At 57.2% G+C, this 24,627-nt stretch carries 23 protein-coding genes; 18 read left to right on the forward strand and 5 right to left on the reverse strand.

Annotated elements, in window-relative coordinates; genetic code table 11:
• Position 1 precedes the first annotated feature (1 nt).
• The 3 genes from CKQ53_RS00625 to CKQ53_RS00635 are packed head-to-tail and all read left to right on the forward strand — an operon-like array spanning position 2 to position 5,194.
• Positions 2–2,434 (forward strand): ADOP family duplicated permease, encoded by a 2,433-nt coding sequence (locus CKQ53_RS00625; protein WP_094118351.1) that lies wholly within the window; start codon positions 2–4, stop codon positions 2,432–2,434.
• A 25-nt stretch (positions 2,435–2,459) separates the two neighbouring features.
• Positions 2,460–3,878 (forward strand): sigma-54-dependent transcriptional regulator, encoded by a 1,419-nt coding sequence (locus tag CKQ53_RS00630; RefSeq protein WP_094118352.1) that lies wholly within the window; start codon positions 2,460–2,462, stop codon positions 3,876–3,878.
• Positions 3,879–3,883: 5 nt separating this feature from the next.
• Positions 3,884–5,194, forward strand: a complete 1,311-nt coding sequence (locus CKQ53_RS00635) for a sensor histidine kinase (RefSeq protein ID WP_094118353.1) — start codon at positions 3,884–3,886, stop codon at positions 5,192–5,194.
• Positions 5,195–5,224: 30 nt separating this feature from the next.
• On the opposite strand, the gene CKQ53_RS00640 is transcribed toward CKQ53_RS00635, so the two are convergent.
• Genes CKQ53_RS00640 through CKQ53_RS00660 form a run of 5 tightly spaced genes read right to left on the reverse strand, consistent with a single transcriptional unit; the run spans position 5,225 to position 9,460 of the window.
• Complete coding sequence (locus tag CKQ53_RS00640) at positions 5,225–6,268, reverse strand: alpha/beta fold hydrolase (protein ID WP_162896319.1); 1,044 nt, start codon at positions 6,266–6,268, stop codon at positions 5,225–5,227.
• Positions 6,258–7,610, reverse strand: coding sequence for an MATE family efflux transporter (locus CKQ53_RS00645; protein ID WP_094118355.1), 1,353 nt, complete (start codon positions 7,608–7,610; stop codon positions 6,258–6,260). Before CKQ53_RS00645 ends, CKQ53_RS00640 begins: the two co-directional genes overlap by 11 nt.
• Positions 7,592–8,281 carry an acyl-CoA dehydrogenase family protein gene (locus CKQ53_RS00650; RefSeq protein WP_085651184.1) on the reverse strand — a complete coding sequence of 230 codons (690 nt, stop codon included), beginning with the start codon at positions 8,279–8,281 and terminating at the stop codon, positions 7,592–7,594. The genes CKQ53_RS00645 and CKQ53_RS00650 overlap by 19 nt, the downstream gene beginning before the upstream one ends.
• Positions 8,278–8,532 carry an acyl carrier protein gene (locus tag CKQ53_RS00655; RefSeq protein WP_085651183.1) on the reverse strand — a complete coding sequence of 85 codons (255 nt, stop codon included), beginning with the start codon at positions 8,530–8,532 and terminating at the stop codon, positions 8,278–8,280. The genes CKQ53_RS00650 and CKQ53_RS00655 overlap by 4 nt, the downstream gene beginning before the upstream one ends.
• Positions 8,533–8,542: 10 nt before the next feature.
• Positions 8,543–9,460: a hypothetical protein gene (locus CKQ53_RS00660; RefSeq protein WP_094118356.1), complete on the reverse strand. Its 918-nt coding sequence runs from the start codon at positions 9,458–9,460 to the stop codon at positions 8,543–8,545.
• A 258-nt stretch (positions 9,461–9,718) separates the two neighbouring features.
• Here CKQ53_RS00660 and CKQ53_RS00665 point away from each other — a divergent pair, with 258 nt between their 5' ends.
• The 15 genes from CKQ53_RS00665 (at position 9,719) to CKQ53_RS00735 (ending at position 24,620) form a co-directional block, all read left to right on the forward strand.
• On the forward strand, positions 9,719–10,018 hold the full coding sequence (locus tag CKQ53_RS00665) for a hypothetical protein (RefSeq protein WP_085651181.1): 300 nt from the start codon (positions 9,719–9,721) through the stop codon (positions 10,016–10,018).
• Positions 10,005–11,333, forward strand: a complete 1,329-nt coding sequence (gene lysA / locus CKQ53_RS00670; RefSeq protein WP_094118357.1) for a diaminopimelate decarboxylase — start codon at positions 10,005–10,007, stop codon at positions 11,331–11,333. The genes CKQ53_RS00665 and lysA overlap by 14 nt, the downstream gene beginning before the upstream one ends.
• A gap of 2 nt (positions 11,334–11,335) precedes the next feature.
• Positions 11,336–12,169: a hypothetical protein gene (locus tag CKQ53_RS00675; protein ID WP_094118358.1), complete on the forward strand. Its 834-nt coding sequence runs from the start codon at positions 11,336–11,338 to the stop codon at positions 12,167–12,169.
• Positions 12,166–13,134 (forward strand): beta-ketoacyl-[acyl-carrier-protein] synthase family protein, encoded by a 969-nt coding sequence (locus CKQ53_RS00680; RefSeq protein WP_094118359.1) that lies wholly within the window; start codon positions 12,166–12,168, stop codon positions 13,132–13,134. Before CKQ53_RS00675 ends, CKQ53_RS00680 begins: the two co-directional genes overlap by 4 nt.
• Positions 13,131–14,687 carry a class I adenylate-forming enzyme family protein gene (locus CKQ53_RS00685; RefSeq protein ID WP_094118360.1) on the forward strand — a complete coding sequence of 519 codons (1,557 nt, stop codon included), beginning with the start codon at positions 13,131–13,133 and terminating at the stop codon, positions 14,685–14,687. The genes CKQ53_RS00680 and CKQ53_RS00685 overlap by 4 nt, the downstream gene beginning before the upstream one ends.
• Entirely contained in the window at positions 14,674–14,937 is a 264-nt protein-coding gene (locus CKQ53_RS00690; RefSeq protein WP_085651176.1) for an acyl carrier protein, read from the forward strand. Before CKQ53_RS00685 ends, CKQ53_RS00690 begins: the two co-directional genes overlap by 14 nt.
• A complete protein-coding gene (locus tag CKQ53_RS00695; protein WP_085651175.1) occupies positions 14,937–16,496 on the forward strand; it encodes an AMP-binding protein in 1,560 nt (519 codons plus the stop codon). Before CKQ53_RS00690 ends, CKQ53_RS00695 begins: the two co-directional genes overlap by 1 nt.
• On the forward strand, positions 16,429–17,982 hold the full coding sequence (locus CKQ53_RS00700) for an AMP-binding protein (protein WP_094118361.1): 1,554 nt from the start codon (positions 16,429–16,431) through the stop codon (positions 17,980–17,982). Before CKQ53_RS00695 ends, CKQ53_RS00700 begins: the two co-directional genes overlap by 68 nt.
• A gap of 79 nt (positions 17,983–18,061) precedes the next feature.
• Positions 18,062–19,210 (forward strand): acyl-CoA dehydrogenase family protein, encoded by a 1,149-nt coding sequence (locus CKQ53_RS00705; protein ID WP_094118362.1) that lies wholly within the window; start codon positions 18,062–18,064, stop codon positions 19,208–19,210.
• The gene (locus CKQ53_RS00710; protein ID WP_118894535.1) at positions 19,203–19,886 is read left to right on the forward strand and encodes a hypothetical protein; all 684 of its coding nucleotides are present in this window, start codon (positions 19,203–19,205) and stop codon (positions 19,884–19,886) included. Before CKQ53_RS00705 ends, CKQ53_RS00710 begins: the two co-directional genes overlap by 8 nt.
• Positions 19,886–20,692 (forward strand): alpha/beta fold hydrolase, encoded by an 807-nt coding sequence (locus CKQ53_RS00715; protein ID WP_094118364.1) that lies wholly within the window; start codon positions 19,886–19,888, stop codon positions 20,690–20,692. Before CKQ53_RS00710 ends, CKQ53_RS00715 begins: the two co-directional genes overlap by 1 nt.
• Complete coding sequence (locus CKQ53_RS00720; RefSeq protein WP_085651170.1) at positions 20,676–21,620, forward strand: 3-oxoacyl-[acyl-carrier-protein] synthase III C-terminal domain-containing protein; 945 nt, start codon at positions 20,676–20,678, stop codon at positions 21,618–21,620. The genes CKQ53_RS00715 and CKQ53_RS00720 overlap by 17 nt, the downstream gene beginning before the upstream one ends.
• A 98-nt stretch (positions 21,621–21,718) precedes the next feature.
• A complete protein-coding gene (locus tag CKQ53_RS00725; protein WP_094118365.1) occupies positions 21,719–22,828 on the forward strand; it encodes an acyl-CoA dehydrogenase family protein in 1,110 nt (369 codons plus the stop codon).
• Positions 22,828–23,688, forward strand: coding sequence for a hypothetical protein (locus tag CKQ53_RS00730; RefSeq protein ID WP_094118366.1), 861 nt, complete (start codon positions 22,828–22,830; stop codon positions 23,686–23,688). The genes CKQ53_RS00725 and CKQ53_RS00730 overlap by 1 nt, the downstream gene beginning before the upstream one ends.
• On the forward strand, positions 23,679–24,620 hold the full coding sequence (locus CKQ53_RS00735) for a beta-ketoacyl-[acyl-carrier-protein] synthase family protein (RefSeq protein ID WP_085651167.1): 942 nt from the start codon (positions 23,679–23,681) through the stop codon (positions 24,618–24,620). The genes CKQ53_RS00730 and CKQ53_RS00735 overlap by 10 nt, the downstream gene beginning before the upstream one ends.
• Positions 24,621–24,627 lie beyond the last annotated feature (7 nt).

Below are 24,627 nucleotides of genomic sequence, written 5' to 3' on the forward strand. Positions count from 1 at the left end.
GATGTCGATGATTTTTGATTTGCGCTATGCCTGTCGTCTCTTGCTAAAACGCCCCGGTTTTTCTGTTTTCACCATGCTGATTATGGCCATTGGGCTCGGCATGTGCATTTACATGTATTCGGTCATTAACGGGCTGGTGTTGAAACCGCTGCCTTTCGAGGATGCGGAACGCATGGTGGTCGTCAGCCCGAGCATCAATGGCGTCCGGTTAGGCGACTCGCCTATCAGCTACATGGACTTCACGGACATGAAGGCGAAAAGCCAGCGTCTGGAGCAGCTCGGCTACTACTATGGCGACGTCGCCAATATCAGCCTGGATGGACAGGCTTCGCGGTATATCGCCATCCGCTCAGAACCGGATCTCTTTAGCTACACAGGCGTACAGCCAGAACTGGGGCGCATTTATAACGCGCAGGACACCGGAGAAGGCGCCAATCCCGTCGCGGTGATCAGTCATGAGATATGGCAGAACTATTTTGGCGGGCGTCAGGACATTCTGGACCAATCCTTTATCGTCAACGGCATCAGCACCCGAATTATCGGCGTCATGCCCGAAGGGTTCGCCTTTCCGATGAATAACCAGATTTGGCAACCTTCGACGCTAAACCCACGGCACATCACCGTGGAGAACGCGCCAACGATTCAGATTTTCGGCAAGATTAAGCGCGGATTTTCAGCTGACGACGTCGATGCGGAACTGAAAAATATCATGGACGCGCGAGCCCAGCAGTATCCGGAAATCAACCGAGGCCGGTCGGCTTTCGTCATGACTTTCATGGACAGCTTTATGGGAGAGGACTCCAAACCCATCTTCCTGATCATGCTGTTGGCGGTGGGACTCGTCCTGCTTCTGGCCTGCTGTAACGTTGGCAATATGCTGTTGGTGCGCGCCATCGAACGCAGCAAAGAAACCGCGATTCGTATCGCGCACGGCGCACCGCCCCTGCGCGTCGTCCTGCAAATGATGTGGGAAAGCGCAATCATCTGCTGCATGGGCGGACTGATTGGGCTGTTGCTGGCCGGCTGGGGGCTGTCTCTCACCAATAAACTGATTGTCAGAATCGTGCCGGATCAACCGCCTTTCTGGTGGCATCTGGGTATCGATACCGGCACGGTGATAAAAACGTTCGTCCTGGTGGCGCTGGCCAGCCTGATTACCGGCGCGCTGCCCGCCTGGAAAATGGTCAACAGCAACGTCAACGACGTGTTGCGCGATGGAACGCGCGGCGCGCAAAGCCGCAGCAGCAGCCGCATCAGCCGCGCTCTGGTGATTTTCGAAGTCGCCCTCTCCTGCGCGGTGCTGTGTATCGGCGCGCTGCTGTCGCTGGTTGTCGTACAGGCGTCCAAAATCGACTACGGCGTTCAGATACAGAACATCTGGTCAGCCAAAGTCAGCCTGCCGGACAGAACCTACCCTACCGCGCTCGACAGCTTTAATTTCGACAATCGCGTCGTCGCTGAGCTGAAATCTCAGCCGTCGGTGGAACAGTCAGGGTTGATCAGCCGCTTGCCCGGCGAATTCACGCCGACCAGCAATGTCGAAATCGAAGGGGCCAGCTATCTGCGTTCCAACCGCAACCAGTACCCGCGCGTGAATGATGTGATTGCCTATCCCGGCACGCTGGAAGCGCTGGGCGTCAGAGCGGAGACCGGCCGTTTACTGACGATGAACGATGACAGCCGCTCGCAAAAGGTGGTTGTCGTCACCCGTTCGTTTATCGATCGCTACCTGCCCGACGAGCCGGTGCCGATCGGCAAGAAAATTCGATGGGTCGAGGGCGACGATCGCGACTGGTACACCCTGGTCGGCATCATCCCCCACATCATTCAGGGACGGCCTTTCGGTCACACCAAAGAGATGCCCACGGCCTACCGCTCTATGCTGCAAGCGCCGCAGGAACAGATGTCGATTCTCGTTAAAGGGGTGAATCACGAAGATCTCAGCCATATTATTCAGTCGAGCGTCAGCCGCATCGATAATCAGCTTCCGGCCTATCAGGAGAAAACTTTACAGGAAGTGGTGGGAAGAAATACTGTCGGCTTAAGTTACATATCTATATTATTCAATATGTTTGGAATTATGGCCGTGTTGCTTGCCGGCAGCGGTATTTATGGGGTGATGGCAAAGAGCATTCACCAACGTTATGCCGAACTGGGAACGCGGCGCGCACTGGGCGCGACGCCAGCCAACATCCTCTCGCTGATCCTGATGCAGGGATGGTGGCAGCTGGCTATCGGTCTGGTGATTAGCCTGCCGGTGATCGCTGTCGTCACGCCGATGATACTGCGTATATTCGGCAGCCAGGGCATTGCGTTAACGGCGCTGTTTGTCGCCACGGCACTGCTGATTGCCGTCGTCGTCACCGTCGCCACGCTGGTTCCGGCAAGACGCGCCATCCAGATACAGCCTATCGATGCGCTAAGACATCAATAATTAAGCAGGAAAGAGTGAGGGCCTCATGAAGTCGAGTTACAAGGTACTGGTGGCGGATGATGACATCAGCATCATCAAGACATTGAAATTGATGCTGAAACTGCATCAGTTCGATGTTATCACCGCCACCCAGACGGATGAGGCGCTCATGCAGGTTCGGGAAGGCAAGCCCGATATCGCATTACTGGATCTGAATTATCAGCGTGATACCACGTCAGGCAATGAAGGGCTCGAGCTGATTGCGGACATCAAACGGATTGAGCCCGATTTGCCGATTATCGTCATGACCGGCTGGGGGTCTATCGATATCGCCGTGGACGCGATGAAGAAAGGGGCCGCCGACTTCATTCAAAAGCCCTGGGACAACGAACGTCTGGTGCAGGCGCTGAATGTGCAGCTGCAACTGGTGGAAGTCCTGAAAAAACAGCGCTCGTTGCAGCAGCAAAACGTCCTCCTGCAGCACCAGCTTCACCCCTGTTTGCAAGATGAACTGGTGGCGCAATCTCCGTCGATGAAGCAGGTAATGGCGATTTTGCAGCAGGTGATCCCGAGTCATGCCAGCATCTTGCTCACCGGTGAAAACGGCACGGGCAAAAGCATGCTGGCCAACTACATTCATCAGCATTCGACCCGCAGCGACGCCAGCTTCGTCTCGGTCAATATGGGCTGTATTCCTGACAGTCTGTTTGAGAGCGAAATGTTCGGCCACGTCAAAGGCGCGTTTACCGATGCTAAAACCCAGCGCATCGGGCGCTTCGAACTGGCGGACGGCGGCACCCTGTTCCTCGATGAAGTCGGCAATGTGCCGATCAACCAGCAGGCGAAACTGCTGCGCATGCTGGAAGAGCGCCAGTTTGAAAAAGTCGGGGCGAGTAAAACCCAGTCGGCGGATGTTCGTATTATCTCAGCCACCAATGCCGACCTAGCGACGATGATCGACGCCGGCGAATTCCGCAAAGACCTCTACTATCGCCTGAACACGTTTGAAGTCCGCATTCCCGCACTGCGTGAACGAAAAGAGGATATCCCCGAGCTGGTCAAACGGAAGCTGAAAAGCCTGACGGAGCGCTACCGCAAACCCGCCTTCAGCATCACGGACGAGGCGATGCAGACGCTGCAAAACTACCCCTGGCCGGGCAATATCCGGGAGCTCAATCACACGCTGGAGCGCACCGTGTTGCTCAGCAGCAGCCACGTGCTGGACTCGCACCTCCTGCGACTCGCCCTGCCTGCCGATCCGGAAGGTGAACCGCAAAAAACGGGGGAAAACGCGCTGTCTGACACGCCGAGAAGTCAGCCGATTGACTTACTGACGCTGGAAGACATCGAGCAGGAAACCCTGCAAAAACGCCTCGCGGTGTACAACGGCAACGCCTCTGAAGCGGCCGAATCGCTGGGGCTGAGCCGCAGCGCCTTTTATCGTCGTCTTAAAAGGACAGGCTGAATTCTATGTTCCGGCACTCACTCGAGTCATTACAGCAACGTCTGCTGATCATCGCCTCGCTTCCCTCGTCGCTGGCGATTATCGTGCTGATGATTTGGAATGATTACTCCGGATATCTGATCGCCTTAGTGGCGCTGATTTTTCTGACGCTCATCGGCTACTGTTCGCTGATGACCCGGCAGGTGCTCAATTTTCAGCTGACGACGCTGACCAATCTGATCGAAGCCATCACGCATAACGATTTCAGCCTGCGCGGCAAACGTCAGAAAGCCGACAGCGAGCTCAATGGCCTGATTGACATGATCAACGAGCTGGCCTCCTCCATGCAAAAACAGCGTCTGCACGTCAAACAGCAGCAGTATCTGGTGCGCAAGGTGCTCAACAATATCGACGTCGCCATCGTCGCGCTGAACAGCGATCAGGAGATCGCGTTTGTGAACGAAACCGCCGTTTCCTTGCTCGGCCAGTCGGCCAAAGCGCTGAAAGGCCTCGCGCTGCATGACCTGTCATTCCGTTCGCTCTTCGAACTCCCGGCCAACAGCGTCGTGGAATACCAGTTTCCAAAACGGCGCGGACGCTACAAAATCATCCTGGAAAAATATTTCGAAGATGGAAAGAAACAGCAGTTGCTGTTCATCACGGATGTCAGCCAGTTGCTGCGTGAGGAAGAGTACCGCGCATGGCGTAACCTGCTGCGCGTCATGAGCCATGAGATCAACAATACGCTGACGCCCATCGCCTCGTTGAGCCAGATGTTATTGTCGGCTGTGCCTGATGATGGCAAGGAGGAGAATCAGGATTTACGCGACGGGCTGGATATCATTAATGAGCGGGCCTTGAATCTGAAAAGTTTTGTGGATAGCTATCGGAAACTCACCTCGCTCCCCCTCCCCCAGAAAGCGCCGCACAATATCGATTCACTGATCAGAAAAATCCTCACCTTATTTGAACACCGAAAAACGCACATCATTGCCAGTGAAAGCGTCGAGGTCAATATCGATGCCGTTCAAATAGAACAGATGCTGATCAACATCTTAAAGAATGCCGATGAAGCCATGTCATCACCGGAAGGCGCCATTTATCTGAGCTGGAAAGTCAGAGACAACGAGTTCTGCCTGAAAATCCTCGATGAAGGCTGCGGCATTGGCAACACGGAAAATATCTTCGTTCCGTTTTACAGCGTGAAGAAAAACGGAAGCGGCATCGGTTTGATGCTCTCTCGCCAGATTGTCGAATCCCACGGCGGTTATTTCAGCCTGGCGAACCGGGAAGATCAGCCCGGCTGTAAGGTCACCATCAAATTCCCCACGGAGTAGACCTCAAGACCACCGGCGTGATGAGGTTCCTCAGTCAGCAACGTGCCGCACGGCGTGTCCGCTCAGGCATCCGCATAAAACGCTCAGCGCTTTCTGCTGATGCGCTGACGGGGCCTGTACAAAATCGGTCACACGTTGGATCAACGCGCGATCCCGCACAATCCCGCGATGTCCGCTGCCCTGCGTGATATAGATTTCGCCCGCGTCGGTCGCGCTCAATAAATGAAAAGCCTGCATCAGCGCGATATTGTGATCGTCCCGATCGTGACACACCAGCGTTGGAACGGCGATCCGCGGCCAGCGAGTATAGGATATCGCGTCGGGATCATGGCCATAGCGTTCAAGATAAACCCGTTTGATCCGCTCGGTGAGCGCCACCGGCACACCATGAAAGGCGATGTAAGCCTCCAGCACGCAGGGCAGAGACTCCGGGCTACTGAGGATCACGAGCCGCTGGCACCGCAATCCCCGTGTAGCGGCATGCAGCAACGCCGTTCCCCCAAACGAATGACCCAATGCCGCGCAAAAGACGCCGTATCGCTCGCCCAGCTGACGAATCACCGCCACCAGATCGCTGAAAGAACAGCGCTCCCCTTCTGACTCGCCGTGAGCGGGCAAATCCGGTGCAATCACCTCGTATCCAGCCTGAGTCAGCGACGCTATCAGCGGACGCAACATGACGGCCCGCGCCTCCCAGCCGTGTATCAATAATACCCGCCGGGCCGGAGACTCAGCCCCGGCGCGATATACGACAACCCGCTGTCCGGCGCAGATCAACTCATCCTGTCGCAGCGCACTCAGCCATCGCACATCGGTTTTCTTGCAGGGCATTCGGTGTGGGCGCTCAAACAGATTCAAGGCGTAGCAGGCCGCTTTGCCGGGCGCGAGCCAGCGCAACAGGTGCAGGTCCAGCCAGCGCAATCGGCGACAGGTCGGCGCGTAGTGGTTTTCAGGCACGATCGGATTTTTGAGCAACAATGCGGGCCGCCGCTGACAACGCACCAGAAAGACATGGTAGCGACGCTGCAATATCGCCGTTAATTTCAGCACCGGCAGAAAAACATCATAAAGCATGTTGCTGGTCCAGCCTGCGGCACAACATCGCGTATTCATACGTGAAAATCGCCAAATACAACACATTGAAAATCAAGATACTCTTCATCAGCTTCAGCAGCGCCTCCGGCTGCGTTGCCACAAACAGCACGATAGCCACCATCAGGCTTTCCATGATGAACGTGATCAGCAGCACCCGTTTTCCCCCGCCCAGCTGTTCCAACATCGTCTGAATACTGGCAATCAGCGAGGTGATGAAAAACGTAGGCAGCAGCCAGAACATGATCGCATAGGCGCTCACGCGCACCGCGCCGTCGACGGACATCATATCAACCAGCTCAGTCCGGGTGAGATACGCCACCAGCGTCAGACCTGCATACACCAGCGCAATCCCGGTCATTCCCTGACGCAGAAGCCGACTCAGCTGCGGCGGCGACGTGGTGGCGAGACGCTGATTGATCCCAATCGCGATAGCCGACCCCAGCGCCACGGCCGGAATGATGAAGAAGGCGCGCAGCTTCACCACGATGAGAAACCCGCTGGCGTAAGCGGCGCCTAGCTGACTGAGCAGCGGAAACAGCACGGCGGAGCTGGCAAACGCGAACAGCATGGTCAGGAAAATAGGCACCCCGGCATCCGCTGTGATGGCACGCAGTCTGGGCAAAAATGCGCGCGGCTGCGGGTCCGCGCGCCCCATCACCGATGTGAATAAAGACACCGCCGAGAACGGTAAAATGGCAAGCGCGGCGATCAGGTTGGCGTAGATGACCGCCATAAAACCGTTTTGATAATAATGCAGGCTGATAAAGCAGCTGGTCAGATTGATGATGATAAACAGGCAGACGAACACCATACTGACGGCGGTTTTCCCCTGCCCCCTCAAGCCCGCGTTGCACAGCTCCAGCATCAACAGCGGTATCACCGACAACAGATAAGCCGGGAGAAAACGGGAAAACAGCGCCGGTTCGTCGTTCGGGTAAATGCCCTGCAACCCGGCAGCGCCCCATCGGCTGCCGAGTGCAAGCGCGACCAGCAGCAGGCCGCCGCCGACCGAAAAAATTGCGCTGCTGTGCCAGACCCGACAGGGCGCCCAGTGCGTGACCGAACGCGCGCTGAAAATCTGATTAGTGATCGTCAGCCCTTCTAACAGCGCGATGAAGATGAAGTAAAAAGGCTGAAGCATGGACAAGATATAAAGCGCCCGTTGCCCTCCACTCTGCGTACCCAGTAGCCATATCGGCCCATTCTGCGACAACGAGACGACGACGGCCGTCAGGATCATCGGCCAGGCCAACGTGAGGATCTGGCGGATCTCCCCGCCAGGCGCCTCAGCCGTGGAGCCAATCAGCGAAGGCTTTGCCATGCTTCATTCACCTCGTTGCCCGCCGAGGGCGTCGCGCCGGTTTTGCCGAACACGCAGTACACCATCATCGAAAAATGGCTAAGGGTGTGGGTATTGCCGAGCAGATAACCGTGTCCCCCCATCAATTTTTCGGCCTGACCGCTGAGGTGGGTGATCGCGCGATGCTCCTGCTCCAGATCCTCATAATCCGCCTGTTCCAACCGCACGTTCAGCTGGCTCTGAAGCTGGGTGATCTCCCCGTAGATACTGGCGAAACTGGCCTTGATCAGCTGATGCCGCGTGGTTTTCTGACCGAAACTGCTGCGTGCGTTCAAATGCGCGTAGGAGATATCCAGCATGCGGGCGACCACGCCCAGACGCAGCGCGGCAGCCATCAGAGAGAGCCAATGAGGCGCAGGGTGTGATTCCGCCACCGACACTTTACGGAGATGCATGAATGACAACACGCGATCCGTCGGCAGCGCCGTGCAGCCGTCGAGCGCAATGTCCGATCCATCCGGGTGGTAGAGAGGCGAAGACGCGTTCTCGGGCAACAGCCCGATCCCATGGCAGGCCAGACCGCCGGATGCTCCTGCGGTAAGCGCAGTGAACTGGGACAACGCATCGACAGGTTCGAGGTGACGACCATACGAAGTGGCCTGGGTGAGGTGTTCCGCGCTGACTGCCCTCATACCGATTCAGCGCCTTGCCAGGCGTCAAGCCACTCGGCCAACGCCCCCACGCTGGAGAAAGAGTGCTGACTGATTTGATCGGGATCGAACATCAGTCCTTCGATGCTGTCCTCAAGCGTCAAAAGAAATTGAACAAAGTTCACGGAGTCCAAGTCCAGATCTTCTTCGAAACGCGTATTTTTCGTCACATCCAGCGACGGCGTTTCGAGAACATCCTGAAGAGCTTGCTTAATAACGTCTAGAGTTTCCATTTGAATGACCTTAATGAGATTTTACGAGACTAATAGCGGATAAAGTGATTCCCATTCCGGCGGAAAATGCCATCACCGTTTGATGGGAAGGTTCATTTTTTTTAAGAGAGAGGTGATGAAAAATATCTGAGCACCACAGATGTCCCATGCAAGAGATTTGGGAAAGATCGATGACCGATGTCCATCCCCGCGCTTGCGCTAGTCTTTTTAACAAAGGCATATTCAGATTATAAGGAATAACAATATCAGGCGTCTTATTGGCACCTAAAAACTGCGCTAAAAACCGATTTAATTCCTCAAAGAACAGAGTGCGTAATTCACTCCGCTCCTGCTGCGTCATCTCATCCTGATTTTTATAGTAACGATGAACATGTTCTACTTGTGTATCTTTAATTTCCCAAACGCCATCCTCAGGACTTAATAAACAGGCCGTCGACAGTTCGCCCAATAGCCCCACCGGCATCCGATTAAATGAAGCGCTGAAGCTTTTTTCCCCACTCAAAATAATAACAGGAAATTGATAACCATTATCGTCCATACGACAAGCCAGATTAACGGCGCTCAGGCCTGACGCACAATGATTCATGCTCAGCGTAAAATACCGCCAGTGGGGAATTCCACATTCACTTGCAATTTCCCCCAGCCACTCATCATCGAAAAAGGTATTATGTGTTTGCGTTTTTGTATAAATAACCATTCCGAAACCACGGCGTAGCTCAGGATATTTATCCAATAATCTCGCCATCGTTTCTAAATGCATCTGCTTATGATAAAGCCGATTCATTACCACGCTATCTAGCGAAAAAATTCGCTTGAACACCTTGATATCCCTATCATTAACCTGATGCGTCACGTTAAGCGCATCCAGATTGCAGCACTGCTGATAACGCATGTCGCTACATTGAATATCTTTGATGAAGAGCGTCATCAATTACCATCCCTGTCTAATTTCAGCCGTTAAATAGCTCTTCACAAATAGTTTACGTCGCAGGCGACCTATTAGATTCACGATGGCGAAAGTATCATCTTTTATTGTGAGCACTTGACTGAGATTGCCTGTAAATAAGTTAACTCAGTTTCATTCAATGACAATTTCAGTCAAATCCACTTAAAAATGACAGCGTAGTCTTCAGCCTAAATAGCAATATAAAAATGACAGGGTGAATTCATTCATCAGGGAGAGGCAATGGCTGACATTATTAATGATTTAATAACAATCATTACCAGCGAACTTGAGAGTCTTGGTCTGGATGAGCACCGAATCAACCTGGTGCTATCCGGCCGAGAATTATATGGTTTTTCCGGCGTTCTCGACTCCGTGAAATTAGTCGAGCTGATTGCAGGACTGAATGATCGCATTGAGAAAATCACTGGAAAGAATATTGATCTTTTCGAACGAATGGATAATGAGTTTTTTGGTAATTTTTTAAACATTAATGCATTGAGCCATTACCTGGCAGAGAGCATTCAGCATGCACCACTGTAAATACGACAGCAGATACATAACAAAAAATAATATTGAAGGGGTCGAGTATAATAAGCTCGCCGAAGCCATTGGTACGCCCTGTTATATTTATAGCGCTAATCAAATAAAGGACGACCTGCGACAACTCAAAGCCGCTTTGCCGCCCGAACTGCATTTTTTCTATTCGCTCAAAGCGAACCCGAACCTGTCATTGGTCAGCCTGATCCGTCAACAGCAGGTGGGCTGTGAAGTGTGTTCGCTGCCGGAGCTGGAAACGGCGTTGATGGCGGGCGTCCAGTCCGACGACATCATCTTCGTGGGGCCGGCGAAGTCTGATGCGGAACTCCAACGGAGCGTCGAGCTGGGGATCCACGCGGTGGTGGTGGAATCCCGGGATGAGCTGGACAGGCTTAATCAGATTGCCGCGCAACAGAATAAACGGCAGCGATTTGCCCTACGCATCAACCCGGACTTCGCGCCCGCCAAAGCGCGCCTGGTCATGAGCGGCAAACCCCGGCAGTTTGGGATGGACGAATCACAGGCGCTGAGCCTGATGGCGCAACGACACGCTTACTCACACTTGCAGCTGTGCGGCATTCATATTTATCTGGGTACGCGGATTCTGGATGCGGAAGCCGTTGCCCACAACACCCTCAACATCCTGCGCACCGCCGAAAAATGTCAGCAAGCGACCGGCGTTGCGCTGGAGTTTGTCGATATCGGCGGCGGGCTGGGGATCGCCTACCACGAGAAAGAGACGCCGCTGGACCTCGCCTTGCTGGGGAGATTGTTGCAGGCGCCCATCAGCCAGTTTCAGCAACGTCACCCGCACGTTCGACTGGTGATGGAGTTAGGTCGATTCATCGTCGCTCGCAGCGGCGTGTTTGTGACGCGCGTCCGCGACGTGAAGTCGTCGCGGGATAAGCGTTTTGCCATCTGTGACGGCGGCTCCAACTGTCACGGCGCCGCCGCCGGTTTGGGCGCGGTGATCCGAAAAAACTTCCCCGTGGAGCGGCTCGGGGTAGCGCCGCCGGGCGCCCCGCTACAGCGTTACGATCTGACCGGCCCGCTGTGTACGCCGACCGATATCATCGGCGAAAATGTCTTGTTGCCCACGCTTGAGGCCGGGGATCTTATCGGCCTGTTCAACTCGGGCGCTTACGGCCCCACTGCCTCTCCCGTCTATTTTCTGAGTTTCGGCTACCCCGCCGAGGCGTTGGTCGATGGCGATCGCGTCGTCCTGATCCGGCGACCTGACGATATGGCCCATCTGCTGCGTCAGCAGCAGGCCGAGCCCATCGTATTGTCCCCGCCGCTTATCAAACAGCGAGCGTAATCATGCCGTTGTATTTCGATATCGCGGGCCTGCAATGCTTTCAGGCAGATAGCGTTCACCTCTGGCGCGATGCCGTCGCTGACGCGCCTGAGATCGTGACCGACTGGTTGAAGGGCTTCTACGCCTCCAACGGGAAAGCGCACGGCGCCATGACGGAAGTCCAGAGCTGGCTGGCGTCTCCGGAGCGCGTCAGCTTTCAGCAAATCGCCTCGCACCTGATGGATCAGCTGGCGCCCTACCACGATCTACAAACGGTTGATGTGGTCGTCGTCGCCCACTGGACCCCTGACTGTGTGATGGGCGGTTCGGTCACCAATTACATTCTGCACCGCATCGAAGCCCGCCATGCCTACGCCTTTGCCGTCAGCGACTGTGGGTTGACCGCGCCCTTTCAGGCGCTCGCAATGATCGATCGCTACCTTCCTCCCCACCAAGGTAAAGCCCTGCTGATGAGCCTCGATCAACCGTTGCTGCTTCACCCCAGCGCCAGTTTCAATCGGGGAGACGTGAGGACCAGCGGCGCGACGTTATGCCTTGACCGACAGCCCGCTCAGGGACGCATCGCGCTATCGCCTTATCCGTGGCCGCAACACGGTGAGGATCGAAACGACACGCCGCCGGAACCGATCGTGGTGATTGGCTCGCCGCCGCCCGGTTTTCCGCCGGAGGCGGTTATCTCAACGATCACGCCCGATCCCTCACGCCTCTGCGCCGCCCCGTTTTATGCCCTGGCGGACTTTCTGCGGGCGAATCCCACGGGGCCTGCGGCCCTGCTGTCTGTCGCCCATGGGCAAACATCTCCCGTGGTTTACAGAGCAAAGAGGGAAATGGCATGAACATTATTGATGTCGCCACCATGATCAATCCGGAGCTCACGCCTCTGGATGCGCTCCAGGCGCGTTATCAGTGGGGAGAACGCAATCACAAAATCTTCTCCCGTTTTTTAAAGCTGGAGTCGGCCTGCCTGTTCCCGGACGCCTCGTTGCCGCAGTTGCTGAAAGGCAGCCTTGAAAAGCTGCTCCGCCGTCATCCCGACAAGCGCGGACAGATACGGTATCTGGCCTACGCGCACTCGCTGAACAGTACCTTTCCCTTTGGCACGGAGGGCCTGAGAAACATGGCGGCGTCGCTCCTGCCCGCTCAGACAGAAATTCTGTCCGCGACGCAAAACTCCTGCGCCTCGTCGTTTAACGCACTTTCGCTGCTGGCGAGCCTCTTGCCGGGCGAACACAAGGAGGACGGCCCGCGTTACGCCGTCCTGCTGACGGGCGAGAAGTGTTTTCATCGGACGATTCAGTACGCCAATCAAAACGGCATCTTCGGCGAGGGCGGAACGGCGCTGCTGCTGGCGGAGGATGACACGCTGCCGGGCTGTACGGTGCAAGGCGTCGGGCAGGCGATGATCGGCGGCATCGGCAGCCGGACCTACCACAGCAGTCCGTCGCTCGAAAATCGTTACGATCATGATTTCATGCCCACGATGATGCGCGCCATCCATCGTGCGCTGGCCGACGCCGGGATCGGCGCCGATCGACTCGACGGCATCCTTCCCTATCACATGAGTCCGATCACCTTCGATCGCATCGCCGACCAGTTGAACGTGCCGCGCGATCGCGTGTTCCGCACCCATCTCTATCGGCTTGGCCACTGTTTTTGCGGCGACGGTTTTATCAACCTGCACGATTGCTGTTTCAGCCCGTCAGCCCCGCGTTCAGGCTACTTTCTGGCGGTAGCGGCAGGCGTCGCCGGCACCTTTGGCGCACGGGTCTTCCATCGACAACAGGAGCGGTCACCGCGATGAATCATCAGGCTCTTAGTCAATATCTGGACGTACGCTGCCAGCAGGCTCCCGACCACGTCGCGCTAATCGGCGAAAACGCCGCCCTCAGCTACGCCGCACTGCGCCAACGGGCGGACAGGCTCGCGGGCTGGATGCAGCATCACGCGCTTGCTCGCGGCGACCGGGTGATTGTGCTGATGCATAACAGCCTCGATCTGATCGTCTGTTTCTGGGCGACCCAACGCTGCGGCGCCGTCTATGTCCCGCTCCATCCCGACACCAAAGCGGAAAAGCTGGCGTGGATCGCCGACGACTGCACGGCCAGCCTGCTCATTGTGGATGCGGCGTGTGAAGAGGAAGCGCGCCGTGCCGCTCCCCTGATGAAACACCGTCCGCCGCACTGGGTGGCGACTGACGCCGCGTTCGCTGAGGTCGCCCGCGGCGCGTACGCCTGCTCGTTACCGCTGCCGTTAAGCCTCGATCTGGCGAGCATTATTTATACCTCCGGCTCCACGGGACACCCCAAGGGCGTCATGCTGACCCAGCGCAATATGATCGCCGCGTCGCAGTCCGTCGCCCACTATTTGCAGCTGGATGCCCACGACCGCATCTACTGCGCTCTGCCGCTGAGCTTCGACTATGGCCTGCATCAGATCACGATGGCGGCTTTGACCGGCGCGACGGTCATCATCGAGAAAAACTTCAGCCGACCGCTGTTCGCGCTCAACCGACTTGTCCAACAAGGCGCGACCGTCTTTCCCTTGGTGCCGACAATGGTCAGCCTGATTGCGCGATTAAGTCGCCGCTTCGACTTCTCCGCCATCAAAACGGTGACCAGCACCTCGGCGGCGCTGCATCCCGGCGATATCGCCACGCTGACAACGGTGTTTCCGCAGGCGCGCCTCTTTTCCATGTACGGCCTGACCGAGTGCCATCGCTGTACCTGGCTGGACCCAAGTGAACTCAGCGCCAGAACGCAGAGCGTGGGCAAGGCGATCCCTGGGACCGAACTGTGGGTCGTGGATGCCGACGGAAAAACGCACCGCCACAACGCGACCGGTGAACTGGTGATTCGCGGTGAAACCGTCATGCGAGGCTACTGGAACAATCCGCAAAAAACGGCCGGCAAGTTACGGCCGGGGCGCTTTCCCGGCGAGAGCGTGTTGTACACGGGCGATCTCTGCCGTCTTGATGAGGACGGCTTTGTCTATTTTATCAGCCGAATGGATGACGTATTGAACGCCTGTGGCGAGAAGGTCGCCCCGCGGGAAGTCGAAAGCCTCCTGTCCCTCCATCCGCTCGTGATTCAGGTCGCCGTCGTCGGCGTTCCGCATGCCGTTTACGGTGATGAAATCGTTGCCTGGATTGAAACCCGTCAGGCGATGGAACCCCGCCAGCTGCGCGACTGGTGTAAGACCAGAATGGAACATTACCTGATCCCCCATCGCTTCCTTTTTTGCGACGCACTGCCCAAAAACAGCAACCACAAGATCGATCGCCGGCGGTTGTGCGCGTTGAGCCAGACCGCATCCCCCACCGCCGGTCTTTCAGGAGAGAAACATGCCGAACTATGAATCCCAGGTCATCGCCGCTATCGCGCTGGTGTTGGACATCGACGATACCTCAGAGCTGCATCGAAACACCCAGATAGAGCGGGATTTGGGTTTTGACAGCGGGTTGTATATCGAACTGATCATGTATCTGGAAGATACGATCGAGACGCTGCATTTGGATCCCGCGACGCTGGACATCAAACATTTTGAGTCCGTCGGCACCATCGCGGACTACCTCGCCGCCTGCATGCCTTCTCCGGCCTCCGCCTGATGAAAGGACAGTCGGCACTGCTGGCGATCTTCGCCCGATTCCGCGGTTGTCATCAACCCGCCGCCTGGCTGGGCGAGCGCAGCATCACGTTTGACGCGCTCTACCACAGCGCCGCGCGGCTGGCCGTGACGCTGCGTGCGCAGGGTGACGCGCCCGTCCTCATTTATGGTCACAAAGACTTACGCTACCTGACGGCGATGTGGGCCTGCATTCTGGCGGGCAGAACGTTTGTTCCCACGGAAGATGAAAACAGCGACGCACGGATTCAGCAGATCCAGCACAGCGCGCAGGCGTCTCTCCTGCTCAATACCACCGCGCGGGCTAACCCGGCGACGTGTCGGCAGCTCGCGGTGCGCGACGGAGGCACGCGGTCAGCGGCGGCGCCGGATCTCTCCCACGTCGTCAGAGCGGTCGCTCCGGAACAAAACATGTACATCCTGTTTTCGTCCGGGACGACGGGACAGCCCAAAGGCATCGGCGTGAGCTACGCCAATGTCGCCGACTTCATCGACTGGATCCGCCGCGAGTTTCCGCTGGAGGGCGCGGTCAGCGGCAATATTCGCTACGGCTTTGACGTGTCGCTCTACGAGCTGTGGCTTTCCTGGCTGTGCCTGAAACCCATGGTCGTCCTCGACCAGCCGAATTTTTTTAACACCCGTCTGACGATTCAGCGCCACGCGGCGGCGGGCACGACCTGCTGGGTCTCGACCCCGAGCCTCACACGGTGTTATCTCAACGACCGGCAGTTCAATGCAGACGCGCTCCCGACGATCAGGCAGTTTATTTTCTGCGGCGAGGTGTTGACGAAAACGCTGGTCAACGCAGTGTGGCAGCGCTTTCCCAATGCGCGGATCACCAATACCTACGGCCCGACCGAATGCACCGTCGCCGTCACCGCCGTCGATATCCACCCTCACCATGTCGATGATGACGAGCCGCTACCGCTCGGCGTCGCGCGTCCCGGAACCCGTATCACGCTGTCGCCGGGCGAAGACGCGGTCGGGGAACTGATCATCAGCGGCAAGGCGGTGGGCTCAGGCTACCTCAACGCCTCGCCCGAGCAGCAGGCCCGTTTTTTCATCAATGACCGGGGCGAAAAAGCCTATCGGACCGGGGACCGAGGCGTCATCCGGGACGGTCTGGTCTATTTTCACGGTCGGGACGACCGCGAGATCAAACTGCAGGGCTATCGCATCAATCTCAACGATATTGAACAGGTTCTTCTGGGTCAGCCCGGCGTGCGCGAGGCGTTTGTCGATACCTGGCGCCGACAAGGTTCTTTGCAAGGGATCTGCGCATTCGTGCTGTTTGACGGCGACGATGAAGGCGGCGACGCGAACTTTGCGCGGTTAGGAAAAGCGCTGGCGACGCGCATGCCGCCCTGGATGATCCCCAGACGCTGGTACGCCATCAGTGAACCGTGTCTGAATGTCAACAGCAAGCTGGATCGGCACGCGATAAGCGCCGCGACTCAGTCAAAAGGGAAATACTATGTTTACGTCCATGATGCGGATGATCGGTCGGCAGCTTCTCAGCAGCCGCCGGATTGCCATTGTTAACACGCAGGGAAGCTGGCGTTATGCCGACATCGCGTCGCGCGTTGGCGCTATTTGCGTCGAGTTAGCGCGAATTCAGCCGCAACGTGCGCTCATCTACGGTCATAAAGAGCGCGATACGGCGGCGGCGCTGCTGGCCTGCGCCTGGTGCGGCGTCCCATTTACCGTCGTCGACAGCGTCAACCCGCCGCTGCGTATGGCGCGCATCGCCGCCCTTTACGGGACAGAGCTGATTCTGGACGGGCGCGAACATCCAGACACGGCGCCGATCGCCCATGAGCGCTATCGCTGTCTGTGGCTGCCCGCCCTGCCGGACGGCGACTTTACGGGCGGCTACGTCCCGCCCTCCTCGGTCAATCCGCTGTTTTATATCCTTTCCACCTCCGGCAGCACCGGGCAGCCCAAGGGCGTGCAGATCGGATGCGATAATTTCGGCGCGTTTTTTGGCTGGTATCACCGCGTGATGCAAGCCGCGGGCGCGGAGGATGAAGGGCATCTCAATCATGCCCGGCTATCGTTTGATATGGGGCTGCTGGACTTCTTTACCTGTTTCGCCTTGGGCAAACCGCTCATCATGCTGCCGCACGCGTACAACGCGCTGCCCCGCCTGAACCTCAACATGATGGTTTCCGAACCGGAGGTCAGCCTGTCGAGTGGGTTTTCCACCCCCAGCTTTCTGGAAATCATGTGCAACGATCCGCGCTTTAACGCAGCAACGTTGCCGCATCTTCGCACCCTGATGGTCGGGGGCGAAAGCGTCTCCCCACCACTGGTCGAACGCCTGTTGGCCCGCTTTCCGTCGCTCAAGATCCTACATGCCTACGGCCCGACGGAGACGACCTGTCTGACTCACCTGCATCCGGTGGACGGCACCACCGCGCAGGACGCGGGCCTGCTCCCGCTGGGGCGGCCTCGCGGCACGCTGCGGGTCGCCATTGAGGATGCGCAGCACATGTCGCTGCCGGAAGGTGAAATCGGCGAAGTCGTCGTCTACGGCGATCAGGTCGGGCGGGGCTATCTGCCGGAGTCACACCCTAACAATGTCGCCTTTGGCTCACGTCACGGCGTCGCCTTCTATCGCACCGGCGATCTCGGCTGGCTGGATGCGCAAGGTCATCTGTTCATCAAAGGACGCCTGGACTCACAGGTCAAATGGCACGGCAATCGCGTCGATCTTCAGGAAATCGATGCCGCGGCGTGCAGTTTCGCCCACACGGTCATGGCGACGACGCTGCCCGTCTATCAACAGCAGAAATTGGCCGACGTGCTGTTATTGGTGCAGCTCCGTTCCCACCTCGAAAACGGGGAATATGACTTACGGGTTCATTTATCTCAGCTGTTGCCCAACTATATGGTTCCCACCAGCATTCGCTTTATTTCCGAATTCCCCCTTAATCAAAACGGAAAAATTGATCGTCAGGCGCTATTGCACCTTTTCACCGCCGCGAATAAAGACGGTCAGCCGCCCCGCTCATTGCAAGCCGGGTAAAAAAATTTTTATTTATCACTCTATTCTGTCACGTCTCAAAGGTCATGAGCCTGCCGCCTGAATAGACAAAGGAAATGTCATGGAAATCAGTTCAACACATCATGCGCTTCGAGTATTAGCGATGACGACTTTCGATTCAGGCCGGTATATCGGGCGACTCCTGGAGGCCGACGCCGACAATTACCTGCGTACCAATGACTACGCGTTAGCGCCGCAGCTCAATCGTTTGGGATTGCCTGAAAAATGGAATCCCACGCCCTTGGTTTTGGAAAATGGCGACGTCTTATATGAATTAACGGTTTCTCAACGCTGTTATTTCTATGAAGCGCTGGGATATATCGATCCCAATCTTATTTTCGCCAGTCCCACGCCCGGCATGTCAGGATTTGTGATTGAAGCCATCGGCAGCGCAGCGCAGCAGGAGACCTTCTTCAGCCACTTCAAAACGAAACTCAGCCGCAGCTGTTTTGCCATGAGCGAACCGGAACGCGGATCGGACGCGAGCGATCTTCGAACGCGGGCAACCAAGGTCGATGGCGGATGGCGTATCAGCGGGGAAAAATATTTCATCGGCAACGGACACATCACTGATGTCGGTATCGTGTTCGCCCGCACGGCTGAAGGCCCTTTGGGGCTGAATATGTTTCTGTTTGAACCGGCCAAGGTCGATGGGTTTAGCGCCACTCGCCAGCCCGTCTTTGGGGTTCCCGGCAGCAATATCTCGCACCTGCGCTTTGAAGACATGTTGCTGCCGGAGGAGGCGCTGGTCGGCGCGCATCTGAACCCCGCGCAGCGCTTTTCTTCCGCCACGCTCGCAACGTTCGATCATCTGCGCCCCTGTGTCGGCGCGCTGGCGCTAGGGGTGGTCCGGGCGCTACTGGATCACGTCGTCGAAGTGGGTTATTTACCGCGTACTCAGGCTGCGCGCCTGCGTACGATGCGCAGGCGGTTATCCGCCGGACTTGATCGTCTTCTGACCATCGCGGAGCGGATGGACCGCGGAGAGCGCATCAGTCGGCACATCGGCCTCGCCAAAGCGGAGACCACCCTGCTGGCGGAGCAGTTGGTGCATGAGCTGGTTCACGCCTGCGACCCGGCGGTGGTTTGCGACCCTTTCTTTTGCAAAGCCTGGCGCGATATCAGCGGTTTCGAATACACGGAAGGGACACGAAATATCCACCTGCTGAACGCCAGTCACGTCTTCAAAAGCGAGCGGGTTCATGCGTGATATTGCCCCGTTCTGGATCGATCTGGCGGGCCTGTTGCACCCAAAAATCTTGTGGCGGGCGGCAAACGACTTCGACCTGGCTGGTCTGAGTTGCTGGCACGCATTGCACCCGAATGTCGAGGAACAGGCCATACGCATCGCGACGTGCCCTTATGCGTTCAACAACGTCCACATCCCCCATCACCCGGCGGTGGTTGAGGCCATCCAAAACCTGAAAAAAGATGAAACGGATGCGCTGCTGTATCTGCATACCGATCTGGCAAAAGAGTGCAAGTCCGCCATGCTGCCCAGCTTTATCTGGCAGACGGGCCACTACCGTGAAGTCCTCGGACTGGCGGTGGACCCGCCGATGCCGGGCTGGTCTGAGATGCAGCTGGCGGCCGCGATGGCGCAAGAGCACGGCGGCTGCTGGCTGGTGTTGGACGCCATCACCCGCTTCACGCCCCATCCCGAGCAGGCGCTGTCTCATTTGCTGTATCTGCATTTCACTTCCGAAGCGGCGCTCCTCGACGCCGGAGGCTGGCGCTGGGATATCGCCACGCAGCCCGAAGAAGAGTGCCAACGTCTGCCCGACTGGCTGGCGTCGCCCTCGGAAGGACACGTTCTGCTCGATGCCGTGGGCGGCCGTCCGCCGGTTGCCATGAAAATCCAGCGCGTGACGGGGCAGAGAGGTTGATGAGAGACGTCAAACTCGCCGCGTTGCTGTCGGATTTCGCGTGTCCTCGTCCCCGCCCGTTGCGCAGGCAGGAAATCGCGTGGCGACAGACGACGCCCGCCTCGCGCCTGACCATTGCCGACGGACAGGGCTGCTGGCGTGAACGGGGGGCGACGCATGAACCAAAGGCGCTACTTCTGCATGGTTGGGGAGGCGATGCCTCGTTGTTCGGCCCGTTGGCGGACGCTTTGTCGGCCATCGGCTGGCACGTGATCATCCCCGACCTGCTGGGGCATGGCGACGCCAGCGCCACTTCGTGTGGGTACACCGCTCAGTTGCAGTGGCTCAACGCCCTTGAGTGTCGCTTCGGCCATTTTGACCTCATCGTCGCTCACTCCGCGGGGGCCTTGCTGGTAGAAATCGCGCGGGCTCAGGGGGCATTGATGAGTCGCGCTCGCCTGTCACTGGCGGGGCCGGTCACGCTGATCTCGCTATTCGAATGCTACCTAAGCCAGACCCTTCAGGCCGGTTTTGACGCCGCAGAGCTGGCGGCGGCCTATCTGGATGACCAGCATCTTCCCCCATCGCTACTGGTCTCGGAACCGTGTTCATCCGACGACAAGCTGTTGATCTGCCATGGAAACAACGACGAGGTCATTCCGGTGAAGGACGCGAAACGCTTAGCCGCCAGGCATCCCCACAGTACGCTCTGGCTTCCCGCCGACACGGGACACATGGGGCTGGTGCAGCATCCCGAGCTGGCGCAGCGGGTGGCGCGTTTTTGTCCCCTGCCGGAGGGGAGGACCGCTGATGCGCTTGACGCTTAACGACATGGAAATTGCCTTCGCGCCGAAGATGCAGACATTGGACGAGGCGGCGCGCACGCTGGGGCTGACGCGCATCGAAGCCAGAATGTTTGAGCGCTTCTATGGACTGCGGCAGTTTCCTCATGACAAAAGTCAGGATCTGGCCGGTCTTATCGCGCCCGCGCTACAGAGCATCGTTCGACGCCACGCGGCGATTGTGGATAACATCAGGCTCTGCGTGCATTGCCATACCATTCCCTCCGTCACGCCCTTTGGCGCGCCGATTTTGCCCGCGCTCGTCAGGCAGATCGTCGGGGATCACGCCGAGTACGCGGGATACACCATGAGCCATTGCGCCACCGGACTCGTGGCGCTGGAGCAAATTGCCACCTGGCTCGGTGACGAGGAATACGCGCTGGTGATCATCGCGGAGAAGGCGTTCCATCCCAAAGTCCAGTTCATCGCCGACACGACTATCATGGGCGAGGCCGCGTGCGTGCTGCTGGTATCGAGACGCCCCGGTCCGGTGCGCCTGATCGGGACGACAACAACGCGCGATGGCCGGTTCAGCATCAATAGCGGCCACTTTACGGACACCTGCCCGGTGCATTTTTCCCATATCTACACCGATTTTGTGTGCCGCCACATCACCGAGAGCCTGGCCAACGTCGGTCTGGACTTTGAGGATATAGCTTATATTGCGCCTCATAACGTTAACCTGGCGTCCTGGAAAGAAATTGAAAGAACGTTGTCTTTGCCATCCGGCAAAATAGTGATGGAGAATATTCCTTTGTACGGCCACTGTTTCGGCGCCGATCCATTTATCAATTTGCAGCACCTGATAAAAACAAAACAAATAAAACCCGGCGACAAAGTCCTATTAATGAGTATTGGTTTAGGGGTTACAGCGGCCTCCGTTATTGTGGAATATGCTCCTGAGATGAATTAACGCGCCGTGCGCAATCTGAATCAATTCAATAACTCGACAAGGATTAGACTGCAGTCAGGAAATAGAGTGCAGCGTCATTGATCGGCTGAGGGATAATAGTGAAAAAGGATGAATATCACCTGAACGTATTGGATAAAAGCCTGGAGAAATTTTATTCCGCAGGTTTAATGCTCGAAGATAACGTTCAGGAAGGCGTCAATTATATTAAGGATGATCTCTTATTAACGTTATCTCATACCGGCTTGCCCGATAAATATAATCCCTGGCGAGATCATGCTGCGGCATTGCCGTTCGATATGCGTCACTTCCCCACCTATTTACGCGTCGTGGAATATATTTCGCGTTCGGACGCCAGCTGTTTACTCTCTCTGCCGGGCACTTCTCTCGCCTGCCGGGCCGTGCAGATGCTGGGCAACGACGCGCAGCAGGAACATTTTTTTTCCCGTTTCCTGACGCAGCCCTCCTGGACCTTTTTCGCGGTGAGCGAACCAGAGATTGGCTCTGATGCCGCGTCGATTACGACGCGCCTCGACAGCAGTGAACAGGGGCTGACGCTGACGGGCAGCAAAATGTTTATCGGCGGCGCGCAGATTGCCAGCATTGGTCTGGTGTTTGCGCGACACGGCGACAGAACGCAACTGATCATGGTGGAGCCGAAACAAGCGCCCGCAGCCATCGCCGTCGAACCGCTGGCCGCCTACGGACTTGCCGGTGCGGGGTTATCGCAGATAACCTTTGACGCGTTCCCCGTTCAGCCTGAACACATCCTGGGATTCACCGCCAGCCCCCTGCGACAGGGCATGAATGCGCTGACGCAGGTCTTCGAGAAGCATCGCCCCCTCGTCGCCGCGATGGCGCTGGGCACCGCGCGCGGTTTTCTGGAGGCGCTCGACCGGGAAAATATCCCTGAAACCGCGCTGTGGCGGGAGTACCACTCGCTGTACGTCCGCCTGATGGAAGTGGGTGAACACTTTCAGCAACAGCGTTCACGCGTCTGGCAAACCAGTCAGATCAAACGACAGGCCACGGCGTTCGTCGAACGGGTCGCTCACCGGCTTCCTCATCTTCTGCCCACGGAACAGTGGGTGAATCAGCCGGGCCTCATGAAACGATACCGCGATGCTTTCGCCTTTGAATACATGGAAGGGACGTCTCATATCCAGTTGCTCAACGGCTGGCGCGGCTTCCTTGCCGATAAGGAGCAGTGATGAGCCTGAGCCTGCATCCCCGGCACATCATCTGGAATACGTTTGGCGAACTGGAGCCGTTTAATCCCGCCTGGCTGGATGAAGTCGATCACTGGGAGGATTACGTCGCCGCGTTTTTTCAGTCGAACGGGCTGCCGTGGGATCCCGCTCAAAGCCAGGTGGTCGAGTGCATTACCGCCGAAGACAAAGCGCCGTTCGTCCGCATGATGGATCGTTTATTGCCGTCGCTACAGGCCGTCACCGACTGCCGGGATATCGATGTAGTGATGCTGGCGCACTGGACGCCAGATCTTCATCTGGGAACGTCCGTCGTCAATCATGTTATCCACCAGTTGGATCTCAGCGAACAGAGTTTTGCGCTGGCCATCAGCGACCGTGGGCTGTCCGCCCCGCTTTTCGCCTTTGACGCACTGCATCGTTATCTTCGGCAAAACGCCCGACGAGGCTTGCTGCTGATTGCCGACCAAAAACATTTGCTCTATCGCTCCCCGCTAATGCGCCGTCTCGCGCCGCATAACAGCGCCAGCATTGTCGCCGTGAATCGGGACGACGAGGGCTGGCGCTATCTGGGTTATCAACGCAGCGAGCTAAATGCCTCAGGAATAGCGGCACATTGCGACGGGATAAAACAGCATTTCGGTCTAACGGATCACTATCGTCTCGTCGCCAGTCCCACCGTGCTGTCGCTGCTGCCCGCACACGAACACCCTCTCCCGGCGGACGATCGCCTGTTGTGCACCTCGCTGTTTGCGGCCCTGGCGCAAGGCGACACGCGCTACGATCACCTGCTGCTGCTGCAGGAAGAGACGACGATCACCGCATTGGCGTTTCAGGGAACGGAGAACAGAGCATGCGACTGACCCGCATGGCGGATGACATCCCTACGGCGCGCGTAGACGCAGTCGATATCATTCAAGCGGCCGGCGGCAGCCGCAGCGAGGCTCGCGTATTCAGCAAACTCTTCGGTATCGAACATGTCGCCGCGCTGCCGCGTACGGACTCGCTCCTTAATACCTTTTTGTCTCTGCTGGACAGGCTTGATGTGAGCGCCGACGAGACGCCGATCGATACGCTGATTTACGTACATGCCCTGCCGATTCAGCCCATCGAAGGGGAAGGCCTGACGACAGCGCTGATCCGTCGTCATCCGGCGTTAACACAGGTGAAGCACCGCTACGAGATTGATCAACACAACTGCGGCGGCGGATTTTGGGGACTCAAGATGCTCCAGTCTCTTTTTCGGGCCGGGCTGTCGCAGCGGGCGCTGCTGGTGTTAGGCGACTCGCTCAGCACGTTCGCGCTGGGGGAGCGTTATATTCCCGGCTGCACGATTCTTGGCGACGGCTTCGTCGTCATGCTGCTGGACAATCAGGATGACGGGATACAGTTGACGCCTCCTTTTATAGAACATCGCGCTGAATTCTGGCCTGGACTCTTTGTCGAATCGCAGCAAAAAAGCGCCTTTTATGCCGAGCACAACGCGATGATGGATCACGCGCTGAAAGAAATTGAGTTTTCATTTCAGACCCATGACACGTTGCTACCGCACAATATCAACCGTCTGACCTGGCTCAACTTCACACGGCTCCATCCTGAATTCGAAGCGCGTATCGATACCCGGTTATTGCCGGAGGTGGGCCATTGCTGTGCGGCAGATCCCTTTTTGCTGTTGAGCCGCCGACTGGAAAATAGTCAGCCCTTATCAAAACGCTGCGGCCTGCTGTCCATCGGCGCGGGTGCCTTTATCGGGGCGTGCAGCGTCCTCCCAGACCCACAGCGCATTGCCGGATGATAAGGAG

It is taken from the genome of Lonsdalea britannica, assembly GCF_003515985.1.
Classification (GTDB): Bacteria; Pseudomonadota; Gammaproteobacteria; order Enterobacterales; family Enterobacteriaceae; genus Lonsdalea; species Lonsdalea britannica.

Excerpts from the sequence above, each read along its gene's own strand:
- CKQ53_RS00625 (WP_094118351.1), top strand. The coding sequence starts at position 2 with ATGTCGATGATTTTTGATTTGCGCTATGCCTGTCGTCTCTTGCTAAAA.
- CKQ53_RS00630 (WP_094118352.1), top strand. The coding sequence starts at position 2,460 with ATGAAGTCGAGTTACAAGGTACTGGTGGCGGATGATGACATCAGCATC.
- CKQ53_RS00635 (WP_094118353.1), top strand. The coding sequence starts at position 3,884 with ATGTTCCGGCACTCACTCGAGTCATTACAGCAACGTCTGCTGATCATC.
- CKQ53_RS00640 (WP_162896319.1), bottom strand. The coding sequence starts at position 6,268 with ATGCTTTATGATGTTTTTCTGCCGGTGCTGAAATTAACGGCGATATTG.
- CKQ53_RS00645 (WP_094118355.1), bottom strand. The coding sequence starts at position 7,610 with ATGGCAAAGCCTTCGCTGATTGGCTCCACGGCTGAGGCGCCTGGCGGG.
- CKQ53_RS00650 (WP_085651184.1), bottom strand. The coding sequence starts at position 8,281 with ATGAGGGCAGTCAGCGCGGAACACCTCACCCAGGCCACTTCGTATGGT.
- CKQ53_RS00655 (WP_085651183.1), bottom strand. The coding sequence starts at position 8,532 with ATGGAAACTCTAGACGTTATTAAGCAAGCTCTTCAGGATGTTCTCGAA.
- CKQ53_RS00660 (WP_094118356.1), bottom strand. The coding sequence starts at position 9,460 with ATGACGCTCTTCATCAAAGATATTCAATGTAGCGACATGCGTTATCAG.
- CKQ53_RS00665 (WP_085651181.1), top strand. The coding sequence starts at position 9,719 with ATGGCTGACATTATTAATGATTTAATAACAATCATTACCAGCGAACTT.
- lysA (WP_094118357.1), top strand. The coding sequence starts at position 10,005 with ATGCACCACTGTAAATACGACAGCAGATACATAACAAAAAATAATATT.
- CKQ53_RS00675 (WP_094118358.1), top strand. The coding sequence starts at position 11,336 with ATGCCGTTGTATTTCGATATCGCGGGCCTGCAATGCTTTCAGGCAGAT.
- CKQ53_RS00680 (WP_094118359.1), top strand. The coding sequence starts at position 12,166 with ATGAACATTATTGATGTCGCCACCATGATCAATCCGGAGCTCACGCCT.
- CKQ53_RS00685 (WP_094118360.1), top strand. The coding sequence starts at position 13,131 with ATGAATCATCAGGCTCTTAGTCAATATCTGGACGTACGCTGCCAGCAG.
- CKQ53_RS00690 (WP_085651176.1), top strand. The coding sequence starts at position 14,674 with ATGCCGAACTATGAATCCCAGGTCATCGCCGCTATCGCGCTGGTGTTG.
- CKQ53_RS00695 (WP_085651175.1), top strand. The coding sequence starts at position 14,937 with ATGAAAGGACAGTCGGCACTGCTGGCGATCTTCGCCCGATTCCGCGGT.
- CKQ53_RS00700 (WP_094118361.1), top strand. The coding sequence starts at position 16,429 with ATGTTTACGTCCATGATGCGGATGATCGGTCGGCAGCTTCTCAGCAGC.
- CKQ53_RS00705 (WP_094118362.1), top strand. The coding sequence starts at position 18,062 with ATGGAAATCAGTTCAACACATCATGCGCTTCGAGTATTAGCGATGACG.
- CKQ53_RS00710 (WP_118894535.1), top strand. The coding sequence starts at position 19,203 with ATGCGTGATATTGCCCCGTTCTGGATCGATCTGGCGGGCCTGTTGCAC.
- CKQ53_RS00715 (WP_094118364.1), top strand. The coding sequence starts at position 19,886 with ATGAGAGACGTCAAACTCGCCGCGTTGCTGTCGGATTTCGCGTGTCCT.
- CKQ53_RS00720 (WP_085651170.1), top strand. The coding sequence starts at position 20,676 with ATGCGCTTGACGCTTAACGACATGGAAATTGCCTTCGCGCCGAAGATG.
- CKQ53_RS00730 (WP_094118366.1), top strand. The coding sequence starts at position 22,828 with ATGAGCCTGAGCCTGCATCCCCGGCACATCATCTGGAATACGTTTGGC.
- CKQ53_RS00735 (WP_085651167.1), top strand. The coding sequence starts at position 23,679 with ATGCGACTGACCCGCATGGCGGATGACATCCCTACGGCGCGCGTAGAC.